21 protein-coding genes are annotated in these 18,353 nt (G+C 62.9%); 7 read left to right on the top strand and 14 right to left on the bottom strand.

Annotation, left to right across the window (positions count from 1 at the left end):
* Positions 1–64: 64 nt before the first annotated feature.
* Positions 65–295 carry a hypothetical protein gene (locus tag CIT26_RS35245; RefSeq protein ID WP_095496868.1) on the bottom strand — a complete coding sequence of 77 codons (231 nt, stop codon included), beginning with the start codon at positions 293–295 and terminating at the stop codon, positions 65–67.
* A gap of 237 nt (positions 296–532) precedes the next feature.
* On the opposite strand from CIT26_RS35245, the gene grpE reads away from it, so the two are divergent.
* Positions 533–1,168, top strand: coding sequence for a nucleotide exchange factor GrpE (grpE, locus tag CIT26_RS35240; RefSeq protein ID WP_095496867.1), 636 nt, complete (start codon positions 533–535; stop codon positions 1,166–1,168).
* 151 nt (positions 1,169–1,319) lie between these two features.
* On the opposite strand, the gene olsB is transcribed toward grpE, so the two are convergent.
* From olsB to sppA, 11 genes are all read right to left on the bottom strand, one after another.
* Positions 1,320–2,195 (bottom strand): l-ornithine N(alpha)-acyltransferase, encoded by an 876-nt coding sequence (gene olsB, locus CIT26_RS35235; RefSeq protein ID WP_167391653.1) that lies wholly within the window; start codon positions 2,193–2,195, stop codon positions 1,320–1,322.
* A 176-nt stretch (positions 2,196–2,371) separates the two neighbouring features.
* On the bottom strand, positions 2,372–4,660 hold the full coding sequence (locus CIT26_RS35230; protein ID WP_095496865.1) for a hybrid sensor histidine kinase/response regulator: 2,289 nt from the start codon (positions 4,658–4,660) through the stop codon (positions 2,372–2,374).
* Between the two features lie 111 nt (positions 4,661–4,771).
* The gene (acuI, locus tag CIT26_RS35225) at positions 4,772–5,761 is read right to left on the bottom strand and encodes an acrylyl-CoA reductase (NADPH) (protein ID WP_095496864.1); all 990 of its coding nucleotides are present in this window, start codon (positions 5,759–5,761) and stop codon (positions 4,772–4,774) included.
* A gap of 52 nt (positions 5,762–5,813) precedes the next feature.
* On the bottom strand, positions 5,814–6,314 hold the full coding sequence (lspA, locus tag CIT26_RS35220) for a signal peptidase II (protein WP_095496863.1): 501 nt from the start codon (positions 6,312–6,314) through the stop codon (positions 5,814–5,816).
* An 8-nt stretch (positions 6,315–6,322) separates the two neighbouring features.
* Positions 6,323–7,180 carry a TrmH family RNA methyltransferase gene (locus tag CIT26_RS35215; protein WP_095496862.1) on the bottom strand — a complete coding sequence of 286 codons (858 nt, stop codon included), beginning with the start codon at positions 7,178–7,180 and terminating at the stop codon, positions 6,323–6,325.
* Positions 7,181–8,227 carry an RsmD family RNA methyltransferase gene (locus CIT26_RS35210; RefSeq protein ID WP_095496908.1) on the bottom strand — a complete coding sequence of 349 codons (1,047 nt, stop codon included), beginning with the start codon at positions 8,225–8,227 and terminating at the stop codon, positions 7,181–7,183. It lies immediately after the preceding gene.
* Positions 8,228–8,316: 89 nt separating this feature from the next.
* Positions 8,317–8,802, bottom strand: a complete 486-nt coding sequence (locus CIT26_RS35205) for a hypothetical protein (protein ID WP_095496861.1) — start codon at positions 8,800–8,802, stop codon at positions 8,317–8,319.
* A gap of 177 nt (positions 8,803–8,979) precedes the next feature.
* On the bottom strand, positions 8,980–9,960 hold the full coding sequence (gene lhpI / locus CIT26_RS35200) for a bifunctional Delta(1)-pyrroline-2-carboxylate/Delta(1)-piperideine-2-carboxylate reductase (RefSeq protein ID WP_095496860.1): 981 nt from the start codon (positions 9,958–9,960) through the stop codon (positions 8,980–8,982).
* A 135-nt stretch (positions 9,961–10,095) separates the two neighbouring features.
* Entirely contained in the window at positions 10,096–10,428 is a 333-nt protein-coding gene (locus CIT26_RS35195; protein ID WP_095496859.1) for a LapA family protein, read from the bottom strand.
* 82 nt (positions 10,429–10,510) lie between these two features.
* The gene (locus CIT26_RS35190; RefSeq protein WP_006200394.1) at positions 10,511–10,795 is read right to left on the bottom strand and encodes an integration host factor subunit beta; all 285 of its coding nucleotides are present in this window, start codon (positions 10,793–10,795) and stop codon (positions 10,511–10,513) included.
* Positions 10,796–10,865: 70 nt separating this feature from the next.
* On the bottom strand, positions 10,866–11,819 hold the full coding sequence (sppA, locus tag CIT26_RS35185) for a signal peptide peptidase SppA (RefSeq protein WP_095496858.1): 954 nt from the start codon (positions 11,817–11,819) through the stop codon (positions 10,866–10,868).
* A 320-nt stretch (positions 11,820–12,139) separates the two neighbouring features.
* On the opposite strand from sppA, the gene lptC reads away from it, so the two are divergent.
* From lptC to ptsN, 6 genes are all read left to right on the top strand, one after another.
* Entirely contained in the window at positions 12,140–12,853 is a 714-nt protein-coding gene (lptC, locus tag CIT26_RS35180; protein WP_095496857.1) for an LPS export ABC transporter periplasmic protein LptC, read from the top strand.
* Positions 12,840–13,463 (top strand): LptA/OstA family protein, encoded by a 624-nt coding sequence (locus CIT26_RS35175; RefSeq protein WP_095496856.1) that lies wholly within the window; start codon positions 12,840–12,842, stop codon positions 13,461–13,463. Before lptC ends, CIT26_RS35175 begins: the two co-directional genes overlap by 14 nt.
* Positions 13,463–14,281, top strand: a complete 819-nt coding sequence (gene lptB, locus CIT26_RS35170) for an LPS export ABC transporter ATP-binding protein (RefSeq protein WP_095496855.1) — start codon at positions 13,463–13,465, stop codon at positions 14,279–14,281. Before CIT26_RS35175 ends, lptB begins: the two co-directional genes overlap by 1 nt.
* A 190-nt stretch (positions 14,282–14,471) precedes the next feature.
* On the top strand, positions 14,472–15,998 hold the full coding sequence (gene rpoN / locus CIT26_RS35165) for an RNA polymerase factor sigma-54 (protein ID WP_095496854.1): 1,527 nt from the start codon (positions 14,472–14,474) through the stop codon (positions 15,996–15,998).
* A gap of 267 nt (positions 15,999–16,265) precedes the next feature.
* The gene (hpf, locus tag CIT26_RS35160) at positions 16,266–16,850 is read left to right on the top strand and encodes a ribosome hibernation-promoting factor, HPF/YfiA family (RefSeq protein WP_095496853.1); all 585 of its coding nucleotides are present in this window, start codon (positions 16,266–16,268) and stop codon (positions 16,848–16,850) included.
* Between the two features lie 83 nt (positions 16,851–16,933).
* Positions 16,934–17,398, top strand: coding sequence for a PTS IIA-like nitrogen regulatory protein PtsN (ptsN, locus tag CIT26_RS35155; protein ID WP_095488401.1), 465 nt, complete (start codon positions 16,934–16,936; stop codon positions 17,396–17,398).
* A gap of 76 nt (positions 17,399–17,474) precedes the next feature.
* Here ptsN and CIT26_RS35150 read toward each other — a convergent pair whose 3' ends face one another.
* Positions 17,475–17,732, bottom strand: coding sequence for a BQ00720 family protein (locus tag CIT26_RS35150; protein WP_095496852.1), 258 nt, complete (start codon positions 17,730–17,732; stop codon positions 17,475–17,477).
* 63 nt (positions 17,733–17,795) lie between these two features.
* A complete protein-coding gene (locus tag CIT26_RS35145) occupies positions 17,796–18,221 on the bottom strand; it encodes an Hsp20 family protein (RefSeq protein ID WP_095496851.1) in 426 nt (141 codons plus the stop codon).
* Positions 18,222–18,353: the final 132 nt, after the last annotated feature.

Below are 18,353 nucleotides of genomic sequence, written 5' to 3'. Positions count from 1 at the left end.
GCGCGACGCGCAAGGTGCGGCAAAAGGCATGCCAATGGCACGCAGCGACAGGCGAGTGTGTTGTCTATCGCCGGCTGCCACCGGCGGCAACGCTGCTTTCGATGCCGTCCAGGCGGTCAAGCAATTCCTTGAAACGATCGGGAATGTCGTTCTCCGTCCGGAACGCCGGCAACGCGCGCAGAAAGTGCATCGTTGCCTCGGTGCCGAACTGGCGCCTGATGCCGGCCGCGAGCCTTTCACGTCTTTCGTCATTGTTGCGGGCGCCATTACGGTCGCCGTCGTTGCGGGTCGCCATCTCAAAATCCTGTGTCGGCTTCGAAACTCTTCCAGCAGACGAATGGTTCCCCCATCGCAGCATCTTGGCAAGCAAAGCCGGCGGTTACAGTAAAATTTGAATTAATAACGAAAGGTCTTCATGATGCGTCGTTGAAGCGCGGGCGGCCGCTCCAGTATCGCTTGCCCCTTGATTTTTGGCCGCCAAACCTCGATATCGGGCACAAATCCACACCATTCGAAATGACGGGAAACGGCGATGAGCGACCAGGCAAAAGACGAACGCGCGCCCGATGAAGCCGAGACGGCCGGGGCTGCCACCGAACATACGGAAGGCAGCGTCGACGGCGACTACGAGGCGCTTGTGCGGCTGCTGAAGGAAAACGACGAGTTGAAGGACCGCGCGCTCCGCGTCGCGGCTGAGATGGAGAACCTGCGCCGCCGTACCGCACGCGATGTGCACGACGCACGTGCCTATGCCGTTGCCAATTTCGCCCGTGACATGCTGTCGGTGTCGGACAATCTGCGCCGCGCGCTGGATGCGATTCCGGCTGAGGCCAAGGCGTCGGGCGATGCCGGCTTCAAGGCGCTGATCGAGGGCGTCGAACTCACCGAGCGCGCCATGCTATCGGCGCTGGAGCGGCACGGGGTGAAGAAGCTCGAGCCGGAAGGCGAGAAATTCGACCCGAATTTCCACCAGGCGATGTTCGAGGTGCCCAATCCGGAGGTGCCGGCCAACACCGTGGTCCAGGTCGTGCAGCCAGGCTATTCGATCGGCGAGCGGGTGTTGCGGCCGGCCATGGTCGGCGTTGCCAAGGGCGGTCCCAAGCATGTAGCTGGTGAAGCGCCGGTCGAGCCAGGGCCGGTGAATGAGCAAGCCGAGAAGGATGCGTAAGTTAGGGGAGTAGGGGAATAGGGCAGTACGGAAGTAGGGCAGTACGGGAGTAGGGAATAACGCTACCTACGATAAAGTAGAGCAATTGCCTACTCCGGCCGTTGCTTCTCTCCCCCTACTCCCCTACTGCCTTATTCCCCTACTGCCCTACTCAGGCGGCGAAACGCTGGGCTTCCCCGCCATAATAATTGACGTAGCGGGCGCCGATCTCCTGGACCGGCATCACCACGAACACGTCGACCGTCGAGAATTCGCGGTCGATGACGCAGCCGTCGCCGATGCGCGCGCCGACGCGCAGATAGCCCTTGACCAGCGGCGGCATCGCCGCGATCGCGGCCTTGGCATTGACCGCCTCGATCGGCATCAAATCCATGGAACAGTAGCGCCCGGCGACCGCACGCACGTCCCAGGCCGAATTCGTCCGGCAGTGATGGGCGAGATAGGTCAGCGCTTCGGCGTGCGCCGCCGGCACGGTGCCGTGGAACGAAGCGCAACCGGTCATCACGCCGATCCCGTAATGGTTGATATAGGCCCAAATACCTTGCCAGAGCGCCTCGATGGTGCGCTTCGAGCGGTATTCCGGCAAGACGCAGGAGCGGCCGAGCTCGAGGAAACGCTGGCCGGGGTGGCGGGCGATAAGATTGGTCAGTTCGAATTCGCCCTCGGAATAGAAGCCGCCGGCCGCTGCCGCGATTTCCTGCCGCAGCAGGCGGTAGGTACCGACAATGCGGCGATGCTCGGGACCGGACAGCGAGGTGTCGAAGACGAGCAAATGATCACAAAGCGGATCGAAATGGTCGGCGTCGCGGCGGTCCTGCACCTGGAACAGGTCCTTCCTGGCACCAAGCTCGTCATAGAACACCCGGTAGCGCACTTCCTGCGCGGCGGCGATCTCGGCCTCGTTGCGGGCGAGCCGCACTTCGAGGTTGCCGATTCGGCCGAGCGCTTCGCCTTTTATGACGGCATCGACGTTCCGCCCGGTGAGCAAAGCACCACTGGCGTTCGGCCGAGCGTCACGTTCCGGCATAACTGTATGCACGAGTGATTCTCCTTCGAGCCATCCCTCTTGGCACGGGGATACGGTGTAGGTGCAACAGGATTGTGACAGTACCGTGATACGGTGCTACGGGCAATACTTCGTCGGCTGGGTAATCCTTCAACCGGCTATGTTACGCACGGAAGCCAGGAAGGACAGCCGGCGGATCAGGCGGCCACCTGACCCTCGATCGCATGGACAAGCGCGTCGGGGTCGAGCGGCTTGGTGACGAAGCCGCTGGCGCCATGGGCAAGCACGGCGTGGCGCGTCGTTTCCTGGCTGTCCGCCGAAAGCACCATGATTGGAACCGGCGGCACGGCGGTTTCCTCCTCGTGCCGCCGGATGGCGGCGATGGCGTCCAGCCCGTCCATGACAGGCATGTGCAGGTCCATCAGCACCACGTCGAAGCGGTGCTTGTGACCGGTCCCAGTGACGGCCTCGACGGCGGCCTTGCCGTTGCCGACCACTTTCACGCGATGCCCGGCCTTCAGGAGAGTGGCACGGGCAAGCATGGCGTTGATGTCGTTATCCTCGGCGATCAGCACGGACAGCCCCTGCCTGCGGCCGCCAATGGCACGGACGGATGGTGCGCCGGGCTTTTCCGGCTGTGGCTGGGTGAGGGCGGGCACGCTGCTGGTCAAAAGCACGCGCAGCAACGTCTCGCCGCGCACCGGCCGTGCCAGAAAGGTGGCGTAGCCGCTGGCGCGGAACTCGCTCAGCATGCCGCGGTCGGTAGGCGCGATCAGCGTGATCGCCTCGCAATCGGCAAAGCCGCTCTGGCGAAGGCGTTTGAGCAACCTGCCGTCGCCCTCCTCCATGGCCGCATCGACCAGAAGCACGTCGCAGCCTTCTGCGAAGGACGCTGCCTGGGCGGCGGTCGCGGCCAGACCGACCATGCCGCCATTGGCACGGATGGTGCGGGCGATGGCGTCGGCCTCGATGGCGTTCCTCGATAGGATCACCGCGCGCCGTCCTGACAGCGCATTCAGGCGGGTCTGCGGCGGCTCGGTGGCCGATATTGCAGGGACTTCGAAGACGAACTCGGAGCCTTGGCTGAGCCGGCTCGATACCGAAATCGTGCCGCCCATGGCGATCACCAGGCGCCTGGAGATGGCAAGACCGAGCCCGGCGCCGCCATGCGCGCGGGTCGACGTGCCATCAGCCTGTTCGAATTCCTCGAAGATGCGCTCCATGTCGTCCTCGTGCAGGCCGGGACCGGTGTCGGCGACGGTGAAGCATATGCGGTCGGTGGTTTCGGTGCGGGTACGAGCGATGCTCACCAAAACGCCGCCGCTGTCGGTGAACTTGATCGCGTTGCCGATCAGGTTGAGCAGCACCTGCCTGACCCTTCCCGGATCGGCTGATATCATCTGCGGCACGTCGGGTTCGACATGGCAGCCAAGGCCGATATTCTTGGCGAAGGCGCGCGCAGCCAAGAGTTCGACGACGTTGTCGGCGATCTCGCGCACCGACATTGGCTGCGGTTCGGGATCGAAGCGGCCGGCCTCGATCTTGGAATAGTCGAGCAGATCCTCGATCAGCGCCAGCAGTGCGCTGGCCGAGGTCGAGACGGCGCCGACATAGGTCCGTTGTTCGGGCGAGAGATTGGTGTCCGCCAGCAGCCTGGCCATGCCCATGATGCCGTTCATCGGCGTGCGGATCTCGTGGCTGACGGTGGCGAGGAAGCGCGATTTGGCCTGGCTTGCATATTCGGCTCGCTCACGGGCGGTGATCAGCGACGATTCGGCGTGCTTGCGGGCGGTGATGTCGCGGGCGATGGCGCGATGCGAGGCGCCGCCGTTCTCCTTGTCGCGCACGGACAGTTCGATCCATGAGAACCAGCGCGGGCCAGCCGGCGTGCGAATGGCGACGTCGGTGGAGCTCAGGCATTCGTGGTCGGAAAAAGCGGCATCGGGAACGATGCCGACGTCGATGCCGAGTTCGGCAAGGGTCCTGCCGGCAAGGTCGCGCTGATCGGCTCCGACAAGATCGGCGAAAACCTTGTTGGCATAGACGATGTGGCCGTCACGGTCGCGGTGGACGACGAGATCGCCAAGCGCGTCGATCAGCCCGCGAAAGCGTTCCTCGCTCTCCTGCATCTCCCACATGCGGTCGGCCAGGGTCTCGACCTCGGCGCGGTTGCGAGCTGCGGTCTCGCCAAGGAGGGCAACCGTACGACGCTCCTTGCGCCTGGCACGCAGATGCACGGCGAGACCGGCCATGCCAGTCGCCAAAAGGCCGAAAGTGATGAAGATCGGCGCTCCGGTCAGATGCGACAGACCTGCCAGCACGACTATGGCGACGAGCGTCAGGAACGGCAGGCCTTCGCGATTGGCGGCGGGCAGTTCGGGCGCCAGTGGCGGCGCTGCGATATGCCGCCGTCTTGGCGCCTCCGGGCCGATCTCGTCGACGCTTTCGGCGCTCTCCGTTTCTCTGATACCGGATTCCGTGACCATGCGGAAACCCTTGCCAGACAGAGATTATGGAAAATTGCGGCCGATCGTTCGAATTTTATCGGTCGCGCGGTTTTTTGCCTTCCTTTCGCGCAAAACGGCAGACGACAGAACTCACATATCCACCACCACGCGGCCACGGATCTTGCCCTCGACGATGTCGTGCGCGGCGTCGATGATGCCGTCAAAGCCAATGGTCGTGGATAGGCTGGCGAGCTTCTGGAGATCGAGGTCCGTGCCGATGCGGCGCCACGCCTCCAGGCGGACCACTTTTGGCGCCATCACCGAATCGATGCCGAGCAGACAAACGCCGCGCAGGATGAACGGGGCGACGCTCGCCGGCAGATCCATGCCGCCTGCTAGGCCGCAGGCGGCGACGGCGCCGCCATAGGAGGTCATCGAAAGGACATTGGCCAGCGTGTGACTGCCGACCGCATCGACGCCGCCGGCCCAGCGTTCCTTGGCGAGCGGCTTTGCCGGCTGGGCAAGCTCGTCGCGCGAAATCACTTCCGCAGCACCCAGGTCGATCAGATAGGGGCTTTCAGCGCTGCGGCCGGTCGAGGCGATGACATGATAGCCGAGGCTGGACAGGATCGAGACCGCGACCGAGCCGACGCCGCCAGCCGCGCCCGTCACCACCACCGGGCCGCGATCGGGCACGATGCCGTGCCGTTCCAGCGCGATGACGCAAAGCATGGCGGTGTAGCCGGCGGTGCCGATCGCCATGGCATCATGCGGGCTCATGCCCTGAGGCAGCGGCACCAGCCAGTCGCCGTTGACACGGGCACGCTCGGCATAGGCGCCAAAATGCGTCTCGCCGACGCCCCAGCCGTTCAATATGACCTTGTCCCCCTTGCGCCAGTCGGCATGGGAAGACGAGACGACGGTGCCGGCGAAGTCAATGCCCGGCACCAATGGCCAGCGGCGGATCACCGGCGCCTTGCCTGATATGGCGAGGCCGTCCTTGTAGTTCACCGTCGTCGCCTCGACGGCGACGGTGACATCGCCTTCCATCAGGTCGGCCTCGGTGAGGTCGGTCACCGCGACCGACTGCTTCTTCTCGGCATCGCGCGAAACGAGGATGGCTTTGAAGGTTTCGGACATGTCTTCTCCTCGGGCTTTTCGAATGGCCACTGTATGGCGGCAGAGGGCCAGGTCAATCGCTTGAGGGTTTGGCCTCGCGCCGCCAACCGATGAGTTCGTCGAAGACGACCACCACCGCGCCGACCGCGATGAAGGCGTCGGCGAGGTTGAAGATGGCAAAGGACCATACCGGGGTGTGGAACAGGATGTAGTCGATCACGTGACCATAGGTAACGCGGTCGAACAGATTGCCGAGCGCGCCGCCGACGATCAGGGCAAAGCCGATGCGGGTAAGCACGTGGCCGGGCGGGGTGCGGGCCGCGAGATAGAGCACGAAAGCGACGACGAAAGCGGCGATGACCACCAGGCCGGTGTCGCCGAAGGACGAAAACATCGAGAAGGCGATGCCGGTGTTGTAGGTGCGATACAGCGCCAGGAACGGTACAAGATCGACCTTTTCCTGGAAGGCAAGGCCGGTCTCGACCAGGTATTTCACCCACTGGTCGAGCGCTATCGCGGCTGCGACCAGCAGGGCGTAGGGGAACCATGATTTTGCCGTTGGGGATTTGACCATTTGGGATGTCACGGTTTGGCGTCCTCTGGGGCAAGTTTCAGCGCGCCGCGCCGGATCTCGAACAGCATGATGCCGGTGGCCACCGCGAGATTGAGCGAATCGGCCCGGCCGGCCTGCGGAATCCGCAGCAATCTGTCACAGCTTTCGGCCATGCTTTCGGGCAGGCCCTGCTGTTCGTTGCCCATCATCAGCAGCACCGGGCCTTTGGAAAAGTCGACCGAGCGGTAGTCGACCGCACCCTTCAGATGTGTGCCGGCAACGAGGCCAGGAAAGCCTTTTCGCCACGCAAGGAAGGTTTCCGGCGTCGCCTTGGCGACCGGCACCGCGAAGATCGAGCCCATCGTGGCGCGCACGGTCTCGACGGAAAAAGGATCGGTGGTCTCGCCGACCAGGATGATGCCCTTGGCGCCAACGGCATCGACGGTGCGGATGACGGTGCCGAGATTGCCGGGGTCGCGCACGCGGTCGAGCGCCACCCAGACGTCGCCGTCTTGAGCGCGGATGTCCTTCAGCGGCAGGAATTTCTGCGAAAAGACGCCGACCACCATTTGCGGGTTATCACGGCGGGTGATGGCGACGAGCACTTTTTCCGAAACTTCGAGCACGGTGCCGCCGCCGGCAACCGTGCGCGCCGCGACCTTTTCGACTGCAGCGTTGCCGCGTCCGGCCTTGGCGAAGACCAGCGTCCGGATCGACCAGCCGAGGTCGAGCGCGTCGATGACCAGCTTCAGTCCCTCGGCCATGAAGGCGTTCTGCTGGTCGCGGAATTTCTTCAGGGAGAGCGCCTTGATGTCCTTGATCAACGGATTGGCGAGGCTGGTCACTTCCTTCACCTGCCCCGGCGCGCCGGCGTGCCGCTCGCTCATTCAGGCCACCCAGCGTGAGAACAGCGACGTAGACAGCGCCCGGCCGGCGGATTTTTCGCGGATGATCAGTTCGCCGGATTCGACCGTGCCGCCCATGCCGGCAAATGTGTCGCGCATCAAGGCATGGATGGCGAAGAAGGAGGCGCGGATCGAATAGGCGGTCAGCACGACAGCAAGCGGCTTCGGCGTCAGGATCGAGCTGCAGAGGTCGGTCAGATCAGGCAGGTCCTCGAACAATTGCCAGACCTCGCCCTTGGGGCCACGGCCATAGGCGGGCGGATCGAACAGGATGATGTCGTAGCGGCTGCCGCGGCGCTCCTCGCGCTCGGCGAATTTCATGGCGTCGTCGATGATCCAGCGGATCGGCTTTTGCGACAGGCCCGCCATCTCCTGGTTCTCTCTGGCCCAGCCGATCGCCTTCTTGGACGCATCGACATGGGTGACCTCGGCGCCGGCGCGCGCCGCCACCAGCGAGGCAAGGCCGGTATAGCCGAACAGATTCAGCACCTTGACCGGTCGCTTCGCCGCCGCGATCAGCCCGGCCATGTGGTCCCAGTGCGAGGCCTGCTCGGGGAAGACGCCGACATGGCGAAACGAGGTGAAGCGGCCGAGATAGTCGATTCCGTCATGCTTCATCGGCCAGGTCTCGCCGAGCGGCGTCTTGGGGAAGCGCCAGCGGCCGATGCCTTCCTCGTCGGTGTCGCCGGTGAAAATGGCGTCGGCGCGGTCCCAGTCTTTGGCCGGCAACGCTTTTTGCCAGATCGCCTGGCCTTCGGGCCGGACGATGCGATAGGGCCCGTACTGCTCGAGCTTTTGACCGGCGCCGCTGTCGAGCAACGCATAATCGGCGTTGGGCGCCACTTCGAGGATCAGCGGCAGGTGTTCGGCGGGCAGGGCGCCGTCGCGGCGGGAAAGGACGCGCGGCGCGGTTTTCGGCTCGGTGCGGTTGCCCGGTGCTGTGCCGGTCCCGCGCTGCGCCTGTTCCGCCCCGCCCTTTGCGAGCTGATGCGAGCGGCTGTCGCGGCGTTTGTCGCGAAAAGGTTTCAAGAAGAGCATCTCCGGGGCGACTTGGCCCGCTTCTGCCACAGCACATTCACCGGTGCAACAAACGCGGTCGCTGGACATTTCCGAAACGGTCAGCCGCGCCTGATCCAAAGCAGGGCGGCAACCAGCGATACGAAACCGACTGCCTTGAAGCCGGCGACGATCATATGGCCGGTTTCCCAGCGCAGTCGGATCGCTTCGAAATTTTCCGGAATCGGTCCAGGCACCCAGGTGGCCAGAATATCGTTCGTCGGCTTGACGAGAGCAAACCACATCGCAAGAGACACCGCATAGAGCACGGCAGCGGCCAACGCGTACCAGAACGCCGGACGGTCATTGCGCAGCATCCATGCGAGAAGTCCCGGGCAGCCGATCGCGGCCACGTCGAGTGGCGCGCCAATGACGGCAAACAGCTGGAACTGGGCGTTGAAGACAGTCGTCTCGCGCCAGAGCGAAGGCGACCACTTCGTCAGCCGAGGAGCCGATTCCAGAACATGGGCGAAGGACGGTCCAAGGCTGAGCGCCGCGACGACGGCGGCCAAGATGGACCAGAACAACAGGAACCCGCGTATCTCCATAACGCCCGAACAACGGCGTGACGCCGGACACGTTCCCGTCCGAACGGGAACAGAGAAGCAAGGGAGTAAGGGAGTAAGGGAGTAAGGGAGTAAGGGAGTAAGGGAGTAAGGGAGTAAGGGAGTAAGTGAATAGGGGAATTATGACTAGCACGAAGCCGCACGATTGGTACGGCTCCCCTACTCCCCTACTCCCCTACTCCCCAGCGCCTTGTACACCGCAATGCCGGCGGCGAGGTCTTCGAGGGCTGCGCCGACCGATTTGAACAGCGTGATCTCACCGGGGCTCTGCCGGCCCTTCTTCTGGCCGCGTGCCAATTCATGCAGGTCGGCGACGATGGCTTGCGCCTTCAGCACGCCCGAGGCCAGCGGCTGGACGATGTCGCCCGCTTCCTTGGTGGCGCCGGTCCGGGTGTCGACATAGACGCGGGCACGCGCAATCGCATCGTCGTCGCTTTCGCGCATATCAGGCGTGAAACCGCCGACCAGATCGACATGGGTTCCCGGCTTCAACAGCGCGCCCTTGATCAGCGGCGTGGTCGTGATGGTCGCCGACGAAACGATGTCGGCCTGGCCGAGTTCGGCGTCGAGATCGCTCGCGGCGGTGGCCGCAAAGCCCTCGGCGCGCAATTCCGCTGCAACCTTTTCGGCATTGGCCGGTGTGCGGTTCCAGATGCGGATGGCGGTGATCGGCCGCACCGCTGAATGTGCCCTGGCGAGGAACGGCGACAGCGCGCCGGCGCCCACCACCAGCAGCCGCTCAGCGTCCTCGCGGGCCAGATAGGAGGCGGCCAGCGCCGAGGCGCAGGCCGTGCGCCACTGCGTCAACCGCTGGCCGTCGATCATGGCTTCAGGCTCGCCGGTCGCGCCGTCGAGCAGGAGGTAAAGCCCCATCACCGCGGGTTTGCCTACGGTGTTGTTGTCGGGCGACACCGTGACGATCTTGACGCCGATATGGCCGCCTGCCGACGTGCCGGCCGCATTGAAGTCGGTCCAGGCCGGCATCAGGAGCAGCGTCGAGGCCGCGCCGTCGGGCCGTTCGAGCGTATGGTGATGCCTGACCGGTTGTATCGCGCCATCGCGAAAGGCCGCGCGCAGCGTCTCGACCAGGCCGGGAAAGGTCAGCGCATGATCGACCTCGGCCGCCGAAATGGTCAGCATGGGAAACTCCGTGAAGAGAAATACGCCTAACGCATAACCGCGGAAATCGGAACCGATTTTCGGAAAAGATCATGCGTAATCAAAATGGTACGGCGTCCTTTGTGCGTCCCAAAGGACGTGCGGCGCTGTGTTGGCTCAGTTCGTCGGCTTCGGTAAGGCCGGGCCTTGTGGCGCAGGCGGCGCACGGCTGACCGCCTGGCGCAGGTTCTCGGCCTCGACGCCGCGCTGGCGCGCCAGCCTGCGATAGCGGCCCTGCTTGATCCAGGTCGCCAGGCTGCCGACGACCATGCCGATGGCGAGAGCCAGGAACAGGAAGATGAAAAGCGGCAGCGTCACCGTCAGCGCCGGATTGCCGGGGTTGAACGGATCCAGGGTGAAGGCAACCGGATCGCGGTTGGCGACCGCCAGCGCAATCAGGATGACGGCCAGCGGCACGAAGACCACGACGAGCATGAAACGATTGAACATGGAATTTCCTGTCGAAGGCGGGCTCTACCGCGGGCCGGGCCCTACTGAAAAGGCCGGCATGCTGCACGAGCTCGCGCGGCGCCTATTTGCCGCCGTTCAGCCTTTCACGCAATTCCTTGCCGGTCTTGAAGAACGGCACCCATTTCTCCTCGACCTCGACGGATTCGCCGGTGCGCGGGTTGCGGCCGGTGCGGGCGGGGCGGTTTTTCACCGAGAAAGCACCGAAACCGCGCAGCTCGACCCGGTTGCCTTCGGCAAGCGCGTCGGTGATCTCGTCGAAAATCGCGCCGACGATGTTTTCGACGTCGCGCAGAAAAAGGTGCGGGTTGCGTGTGGCGATGATCTGCACAAGTTCGGATTTGATCATGAGAAGGCTCCCCGTGAAAACACTGCGGTCAAAATTATGAGGATGATTTTATTTGCTTTTTTCACTCGTCTCAAGGGTGCCAGACGGAAACGAGACCGTCAAGAAACAAGCGGTCGGCACCAAGTTCGTGAATGATCTCGCCGCCATAGTCGGGCAGGCCGAGCGCACTGCCGATGGTTCGCGCCATCGCTTTCGAGAACAGGAAGCCGCCGCTTTCCGCGTCCTTCCACTCCACCACCTTGAGCTTGGCGTCGACGCCCTTGGTCGCGAGCCAGTCGATCGCTTCGGTCTCGCCGCCGACCGCGTCGACCAATTTGTTGGCAACAGCCTGCCGGCCGGTGAAGATCGAACCGTCGGCCAGGGCCAGCGCCTCCGGCTTGGTCATGTTGCGTCGTTCGGCGACGACGCCGACGAACCAGTCGTAGCTGTCCAGGATCAGCTTGCGGACCATGGTGCGCTCGTCGTCATTGGTCGGCTTGAAAGGCGACGGCGAGGCTTTCAACGGCGAGGATTTCACTTCCTCGAGCTTGATGCCGACCTTGTCCATAAGGCCGCTGACGTCCGGATACTGGATCAGCACGCCTATCGAGCCGACGATCGACGATTTGCGCGCGACGATATGATCGGCCGCGGTGGCGATCATGTAGCCCGCCGATGCGGCCAGCGTGCCGACCTCGGCCACCACCGGCTTCTCGGTGGCCAGCTTGCGCACTGCCTCGTAGATCGATTCGCCCCCGACGGTGGTGCCGCCCGGTGAATCGATCGACAGGATCACAGCTTTCACCCTCGAGGATTGACGGATGGTATCCAGTTGTTTGATCAGGTCTTCGTCTTCGGTAATGGTGCCCTCGATCTTGACCTTGGCGATATGGTCGACCGCCGTGCCAGTGAAGTCGTCACCGTAAATCCAGCTCGAAAAGGCAATCAGCCCGACTGCCGCGACAACAAGCGCTGCAACGCGCCAGAATGTCAGCTTGCGGCGCAAGCGGCGGCGGTCGATCAGGTCGTCGGCTCTCAGTGCCATGGTCAGCCTCATAGTCGGTGGAAGCAGATGCTTTTAAAGCAACCATCCGCGCCCGGCTACCGATTCCTGACGAGCTTGCGCCAGAGACAGGGTTTCGACGTTCGCGGGCCGGCGTTTCAAGAGACATCAAGACCAATCCACAGGCCCCTAACGCTGTCCGCCTGTATCTGGTATGACATGCAAGTTGTGCCGGTTTCATTTTCGTTTGAGCAACAGCAACCGTCACACTTTTGCGGTTTTCCTCCGCTTGTGCTTGCTTGAGGGCGCCGGCATCCCACCTATAGGGGTGCTTGGCGGCAGGGGTTTAAAAGAAAGCAGTTATGTTAGCGCGACCGATCGAACCGACCAACACCGAGACGGAGTTGGCTCCCCCGGACGTAGGCCCGGCGCGGGTCGACGCCTTCGGCATTGCCCAGCGCCATTCGCGTCGCGTGCGTATCTTGAAGCTTGCAGTGCCGCTGGCCGCTGCCGCAATCGCGGTCGCCTTCCCGGTCTACTCCTATCTCGCGGCGCCTGGCTCAATCCAGGTCCAGGTCGACGGCAGCGCCTTCGCCAATGGCAAGCTGGTGATGGCCAACCCCAAGCTCAACGGGTTCACCAAGCAGAAACTGCCCTATTCTATGACGGCTTTGCGCGCCATACAGGACGTGACCAAGCAAGGCATCATCAATTTGGAGGGCATCGACGCCAAGCTGCCGATATCGACCGACAATGTGGCGGCCATCAATGCCTCGCACGGCACCTATAATCGTGACGGCAACACGATGAGCCTGACCAGCGATGTCACCATAACCACCACCGATGGCTTGGCGGCAAAGTTCAAATCGGTCTTTCTCGATATGGGCAAAGGCACTATGAAGACGAACGACCCGGTCGACGTCAGCCGCGGCGGGTCGCGGATCACCGCAGATTCGATGTCGATCCAGGACAACGGCAAGATCGTGGTTTTCGAGAACAGAGTGCGTGTCAACATCGATCCCGCCAGCTTGAAGGCGGCAGAGGCAATGAGCGGAGAATCCAATGCGGTTCAGTAGTTCGACACGGCTCGTGGCCGCAGCTTCGGCGTTGCCGGCCCGTGGGCTGGCTTTGGGGCTGGCTTTGGGGCTGGGCTTGGGGATGGCGCCGGCTCTGGCGCAGTCCAAGGCCACCAGCCAACTGTCGGGCCTCAAACTGTCTGGCGACAAGCCCATCCAGATCGAAAGCGATAAGCTCGAGGTTCGCCAGGCGGATAGCGTCGCCGTGTTCACAGGCAATGTAAGCGTCGTCCAGGGTCCGACCTTGCTCAAGGCCGGCAAGATGACGGTCTATTACGTCAAGGACGCCGACGCTGACGCCAAGGATGCGCAGGCCGCAGGTGCCGCGATGACCGGCTCGGCCAACATCGACCGCCTGGAGGTCGCCAACAAGGTCTATATCAAATCGGACGACCAGGTCGCCACCGGCGACAGCGGCACCTTCGACATGAAGACGGAAGTGCTGGTGCTTTCAGGCAGCAAGGTCGTGCTTTCGCAAGGTGACAATGTACTGGTCGGCTGTAAGCTCACCGTGCAGATGAAGAGCGGCCTGGCCCAGGTCGACGCCTGCGGGGGCCGCGTGATGATGTCGATCACGCCGCCGGCGAAGTCGGGAGCGGCGAACCCCTGATGGTCGACGTAGCATCGCTGATGGCGCGTGTTTCAGGACGCGCCGCCAGCAAACTTGCGGCACCGGCCACGGTCAGCGTCGACCAGGTAAAGTTCAAGGGAACCTTGATCGCCAAGGGCCTGACCAAGAGCTACAAGGGCCGCAAAGTCGTCAGCGGCGTGACGATCGGCGTGCGCGCCGGTGAGGCGGTCGGACTGCTCGGTCCCAACGGCGCCGGCAAGACGACCTGCTTCTACATGGTCACCGGCCTTGTGCCGGTCGACGAAGGCACAATCGAAATCGATGGCTTCGATGTCACCTCGATGCCGATGTACCGCCGCGCCCGCCTTGGCATCGGCTACCTTCCGCAGGAAGCGTCGATCTTTCGCGGCTTGAGCGTCGAGCAAAACATCCGTGCCGTGCTCGAAGTCGTCGAAAAGAACCGCAAAAAGCGCGAACACAGTCTCGACGAACTGCTCGATGAGTTTCACATCAGCCATCTGCGCAAAGCCCCGTCGCTGTCGCTTTCCGGCGGCGAGCGGCGGCGCCTTGAAATCGCGCGCGCACTGGCGACCCGCCCCGCATACATGCTGCTCGACGAACCTTTCGCCGGCATCGATCCGATCGCCGTCGCCGATATCCAGCAACTTGTGCGCCATCTGACGGCGCGGGGCATCGGCGTGCTCATCACCGATCACAATGTCCGCGAGACGCTCGGCCTGATCGACCGCGCCTACATCATCCATGCCGGCCAGGTGCTAACCCATGGCCGGGCCGACGAAGTGGTCGCAAATCCGGATGTGCGGCGGCTTTATCTCGGTGAGGGATTTACACTCTAAGCGGGAAAATTCCTCTCCAAGCGCGATTTTTGGTGCGAGATGGGCTTTCTTTTCCGATTTCTCGTCCGAATAACGCACCGACAGGCGAGTTTTGATCGCCGTCGCCTTGACAAGCAAAAGCCGGGCCAGTTTCTATGCCCAACTCCTTCCGGCAGTCCGGATGCGTAGACAGGGCGTTTGAAACCGAACCATGGCGTTGGCGGCAAAACTACAGCTACGACAGTCCCAGTCGCTGGTGATGACGCCGCAACTCATGCAGTCGATCCGGCTGCTGCAGTTCACCCACATCGAGCTGGAACGCTTCATCGACGACGAGATCGAGCGCAATCCACTGCTCGAGCGTGCCGAGCCGCAGGACGATGCCGTCAGCGACCAGACGCAGAAGATCGATGCTGCGCCGGAAACGGCCACCGACGGCGACTGGTTCGAGAAGGAAACGGCGTGGAGCGCCGAGGCGATCTCGGAAAAGCTCGATACTTCGCTGGAAAACCTGTTTCCCGACGACCCCGGCACCAGCGAGCGGCTCGGTCCCGACCTGACGGCCCAATGGAAATCGGCGTCCGGCAACGGTTCCGCGTCTTCGTCCGACGGCTTCGACGTCGGCGACATGGCGGCCGCCGCCATCACGCTGCGCGAGCATGTCGCCGAACAGGTCGCGCTTGCCTTCGCCGACCCGGCAGCACGCCTGATCGCCGGCGAACTGGCCGATGGCCTCGATGAGGCCGGCTACATGCGCGCCGACATGGCCGAGATCGCCGCTCGTCTCGGCACCGACAGATCGGCGGTGACGAATGCACTCGCGGTCTGCCAGACATTCGAGCCCGCCGGCATCTTTGCCCGTGACCTCGCCGAATGCCTGTCGCTGCAGCTTGCCGTCCGCGACCGGCTCGATCCGGCGATGAAGGCTTTGATCGCCAATCTCGAACTCCTGGCGCGGCGCGATTTCCAGACCCTGAAACGGATTTGTGGGGTCGACGAGGAGGATCTGCTCGACATGCTGGCCGAGATACGTGCGCTCGATCCGCGCCCGGGGATGGCGTTTTCGGGCGGTGCCAGCGACGCGATCATCGCTGATGTCGAAGTGCGGGCAGCTAATGACGGAAGCTGGGTGATCGAACTCAACCCCGAAACGCTGCCGCGCGTGCTGGTCGACCTTATCTATTTCGCCCAGGTATCACCGCATGCGAAAAACCAGACGGAAAAGGATTTCCTGGCGGAATGCCTGCAAAACGCCAATTGGCTAACGCGCAGCCTCGACCAGCGGGCGAAGACCATCCTTAAGGTTGCCTCAGAAATCGTGCGCCAGCAGGACGCCTTCCTCGTCCATGGCGTGCGTCACCTGAAGCCGCTCAACCTGCGCACGGTGGCCGACGCCATCGGCATGCACGAATCGACCGTCAGCCGGGTCACCGCCAACAAATACATGCTGACGCCGCGTGGCGTGTTCGAACTGCGCTATTTCTTCACCGCCTCGATCGCTTCGTCGGGTGGCGGCGACGCGCATTCGTCTGAAGCGGTGCGCGACCGCATCAAGCAGTTGATCGACGAGGAGAAGCCTGCCGACGTGCTTTCCGACGACGCGATTGTAGATATGTTGCGAGAAAGTGGCGTCGATATCGCCAGGCGCACGGTCGCCAAGTATCGGGAGGGCATGAATATTCCCTCGTCGGTGCAGCGGCGGCGTGAAAAACGCGCTTTGGCCAGCGCCGGACGTTGATCTCGACGGAATTTCCACAGCTTTCGCACTTCATTGACAAGCCGCAATGAAGTGGCTAGAAGCCCGCCCGCATGGGACGGGCTAGTGCCCGCATGCGGATGGTCCGTCACGACGTTGGCCACGGGACGGTCAAAGAAGGCGGCTTGTGATCAACCGGAAAGTTCGGATTTAAAATCGGCGCAAGTGACGCCGCAAAGCTTGTGCGCACAGACCACGGGTATAAACTCGGGACAGTTTGAAGCCTGAGCAAGGAAGGTCAGTTTTCAGATGACACTGCGCATATCAGGAAAACACATGGATATCGGCGATGCGTTCCGTACGCGCATCAACGACCGAGTCGGGGAAGTGATCGGGAAATATTTCGATCGGGGCTTTTCAGGGCAAATTGTAGTCGTCAAATCGGGGTCGCGCTACACGGCCGATTGCATGATCCGGCTGGATTCCGGCGCTTCGCTGCAGGCGACCGGCGAAGCCCAGGACCCGACACTCGCTTTCGAGGCCGCGGCGGATCGCCTCGAAACCCGCCTTCGGCGCTACAAGCGTCGGCTGAAGTCACATAATTCAGGCAATGCCAATGGCGAACTCACCGACATCGCCTATACGGTGATGGCGCCGCTTGCTGATGACGATGAGGAAATACCGGAGAATTTCGCGCCGGCCATCGTTGCCGAATCAACCATGACGCTGCGGACCATGTCGGTGGCGTCAGCCGTGATCGAGCTCGACGCCAAGGACAGCCCGGTCCTCGTTTTCCGCAACGCCGGAAACGAGCATCTCAATATCGTCTATCGCCGGCCGGACGGAAATATCGGCTGGATCGACCCATCTACGACCAAGGTCGCGCAGGGATGACGGCCAAGGCCGCACTGGGATAAGGAACCAGCCGCACGCGAGAGTGAGGGCTGGCGACGGCAGGCGAACAAGGGATTTCAAGTATGGATCTGAGCGATCTTATCAACGTTCCGGCGATCTTGCCGGCGTTGAAGGCGAACTCCAAGAAGCAACTGCTGCAAATGCTGTCCGAAAGGGCGGCGGCGATTTCCGGCATTCCGGAACGGGAGGTGTTCGACACCATCCTGCAGCGTGAACGGCTGGGCTCGACTGGTGTCGGCAACGGCATTGCCATTCCGCACGGCAAGCTGGCCGGGGTGAAGCGGATCGCCGGGGTTTTCGCCCGGCTGGAGACGCCGGTCGATTTCGAGGCGCTGGATGACCAGCCGGTCGATCTGGTGTTCTTGCTTTTGGCGCCTGAAGGCGCCGGCGCCGACCACCTCAAGGCGCTGTCGCGCATCGCGCGGGTGCTGCGCGATGCCGACACAGTGGCCAAGATCAGGGGCACCCGCGACGCCGCAGCGATCCACGCGCTCTTGTCGGACACGCAGGCCTCGCACGCGGCCTGAGTTTTTTGATCGGATCCGTTGAAGGGCCGCTGCGAGCGGCCCTGTCCGTTTCCAACCGGATCGCTGCGCCGTATTGTTAGTGGATGGCGACGGGGATCAGGTCGTTTTCCAGGGCGCCAGCCAGCGCCCGGTCGCGAGCGTCCGAAAGCAGGATCGGCTGGCCATTGGCGGCAAACAGGGCCCACAGTTCCAGCCCAGGCGCGATTTCGCCGAGGCCCGGGAAACGGCCGCGCAGATCGTCGCTCGACACCTTCCTGAGATAGGCGACCGAGCCTTCGCCGAGATGGGCGAATTCGCCGCTGGTCATGATAAGATTTTCGTCAGTTCTGGTCATTTAAGCCTCCTTGGCACGAGGACGCCGCTCAAGGCCGCCTCGCATGAGAGCCATCGGTAAAGATCAGTCTTTCACCGATATGTTTATTTTCCGTACCAGCCGTTCGGACTCGGGCCGGTCGAGATCGATCGACAAAAGGCCGTTCTTCAGCTCCGCGGTGATCACCCGCATGCCGTCGGCCAGCACGAAACAGCGCTGGAACTGGCGCGCGGCAATGCCGCGATGAAGAAATTCGCGCTCGGTATCGTCGTTCTGACGGCCGCGCACGACCAACTGGTTCTCCTCCGTGGTCACGTCGAGATCGTTCTCGGCGAAACCGGCGACAGCGAGCGTAATACGCAGCCTTTCGGCCTTGCCGTCGGCACCGCTGAGGCGCTCGATATTATAGGGAGGGTAGCTGTCACCCGACTTCGCCAGACGCTCCAGGGTCTTTTCCATGGCGTCGAAACCCAGGAGAAGCGGGCTGGAAAAAGGCGTCATTCGGCTCATGTTACATTGTCCTCTCAAGAGCGACATAAAGTGGAAAAACCCAGATGGCATTTTTCCCGATGGTCTTGATATGGTCCGCCCCGCGGTCAAGTTCAAGCCGTCAAAAGCCCCGCCCAAAAAGACTCCCCAAAC

Origin of the sequence: Mesorhizobium temperatum, assembly GCF_002284575.1 — a bacterium.
Classification (GTDB): domain Bacteria; phylum Pseudomonadota; class Alphaproteobacteria; order Rhizobiales; family Rhizobiaceae; genus Mesorhizobium; species Mesorhizobium temperatum.
The sequence above is the reverse complement of the archived record's forward strand: the minus strand, read 5'-3'. Positions and strand labels throughout refer to the sequence as shown.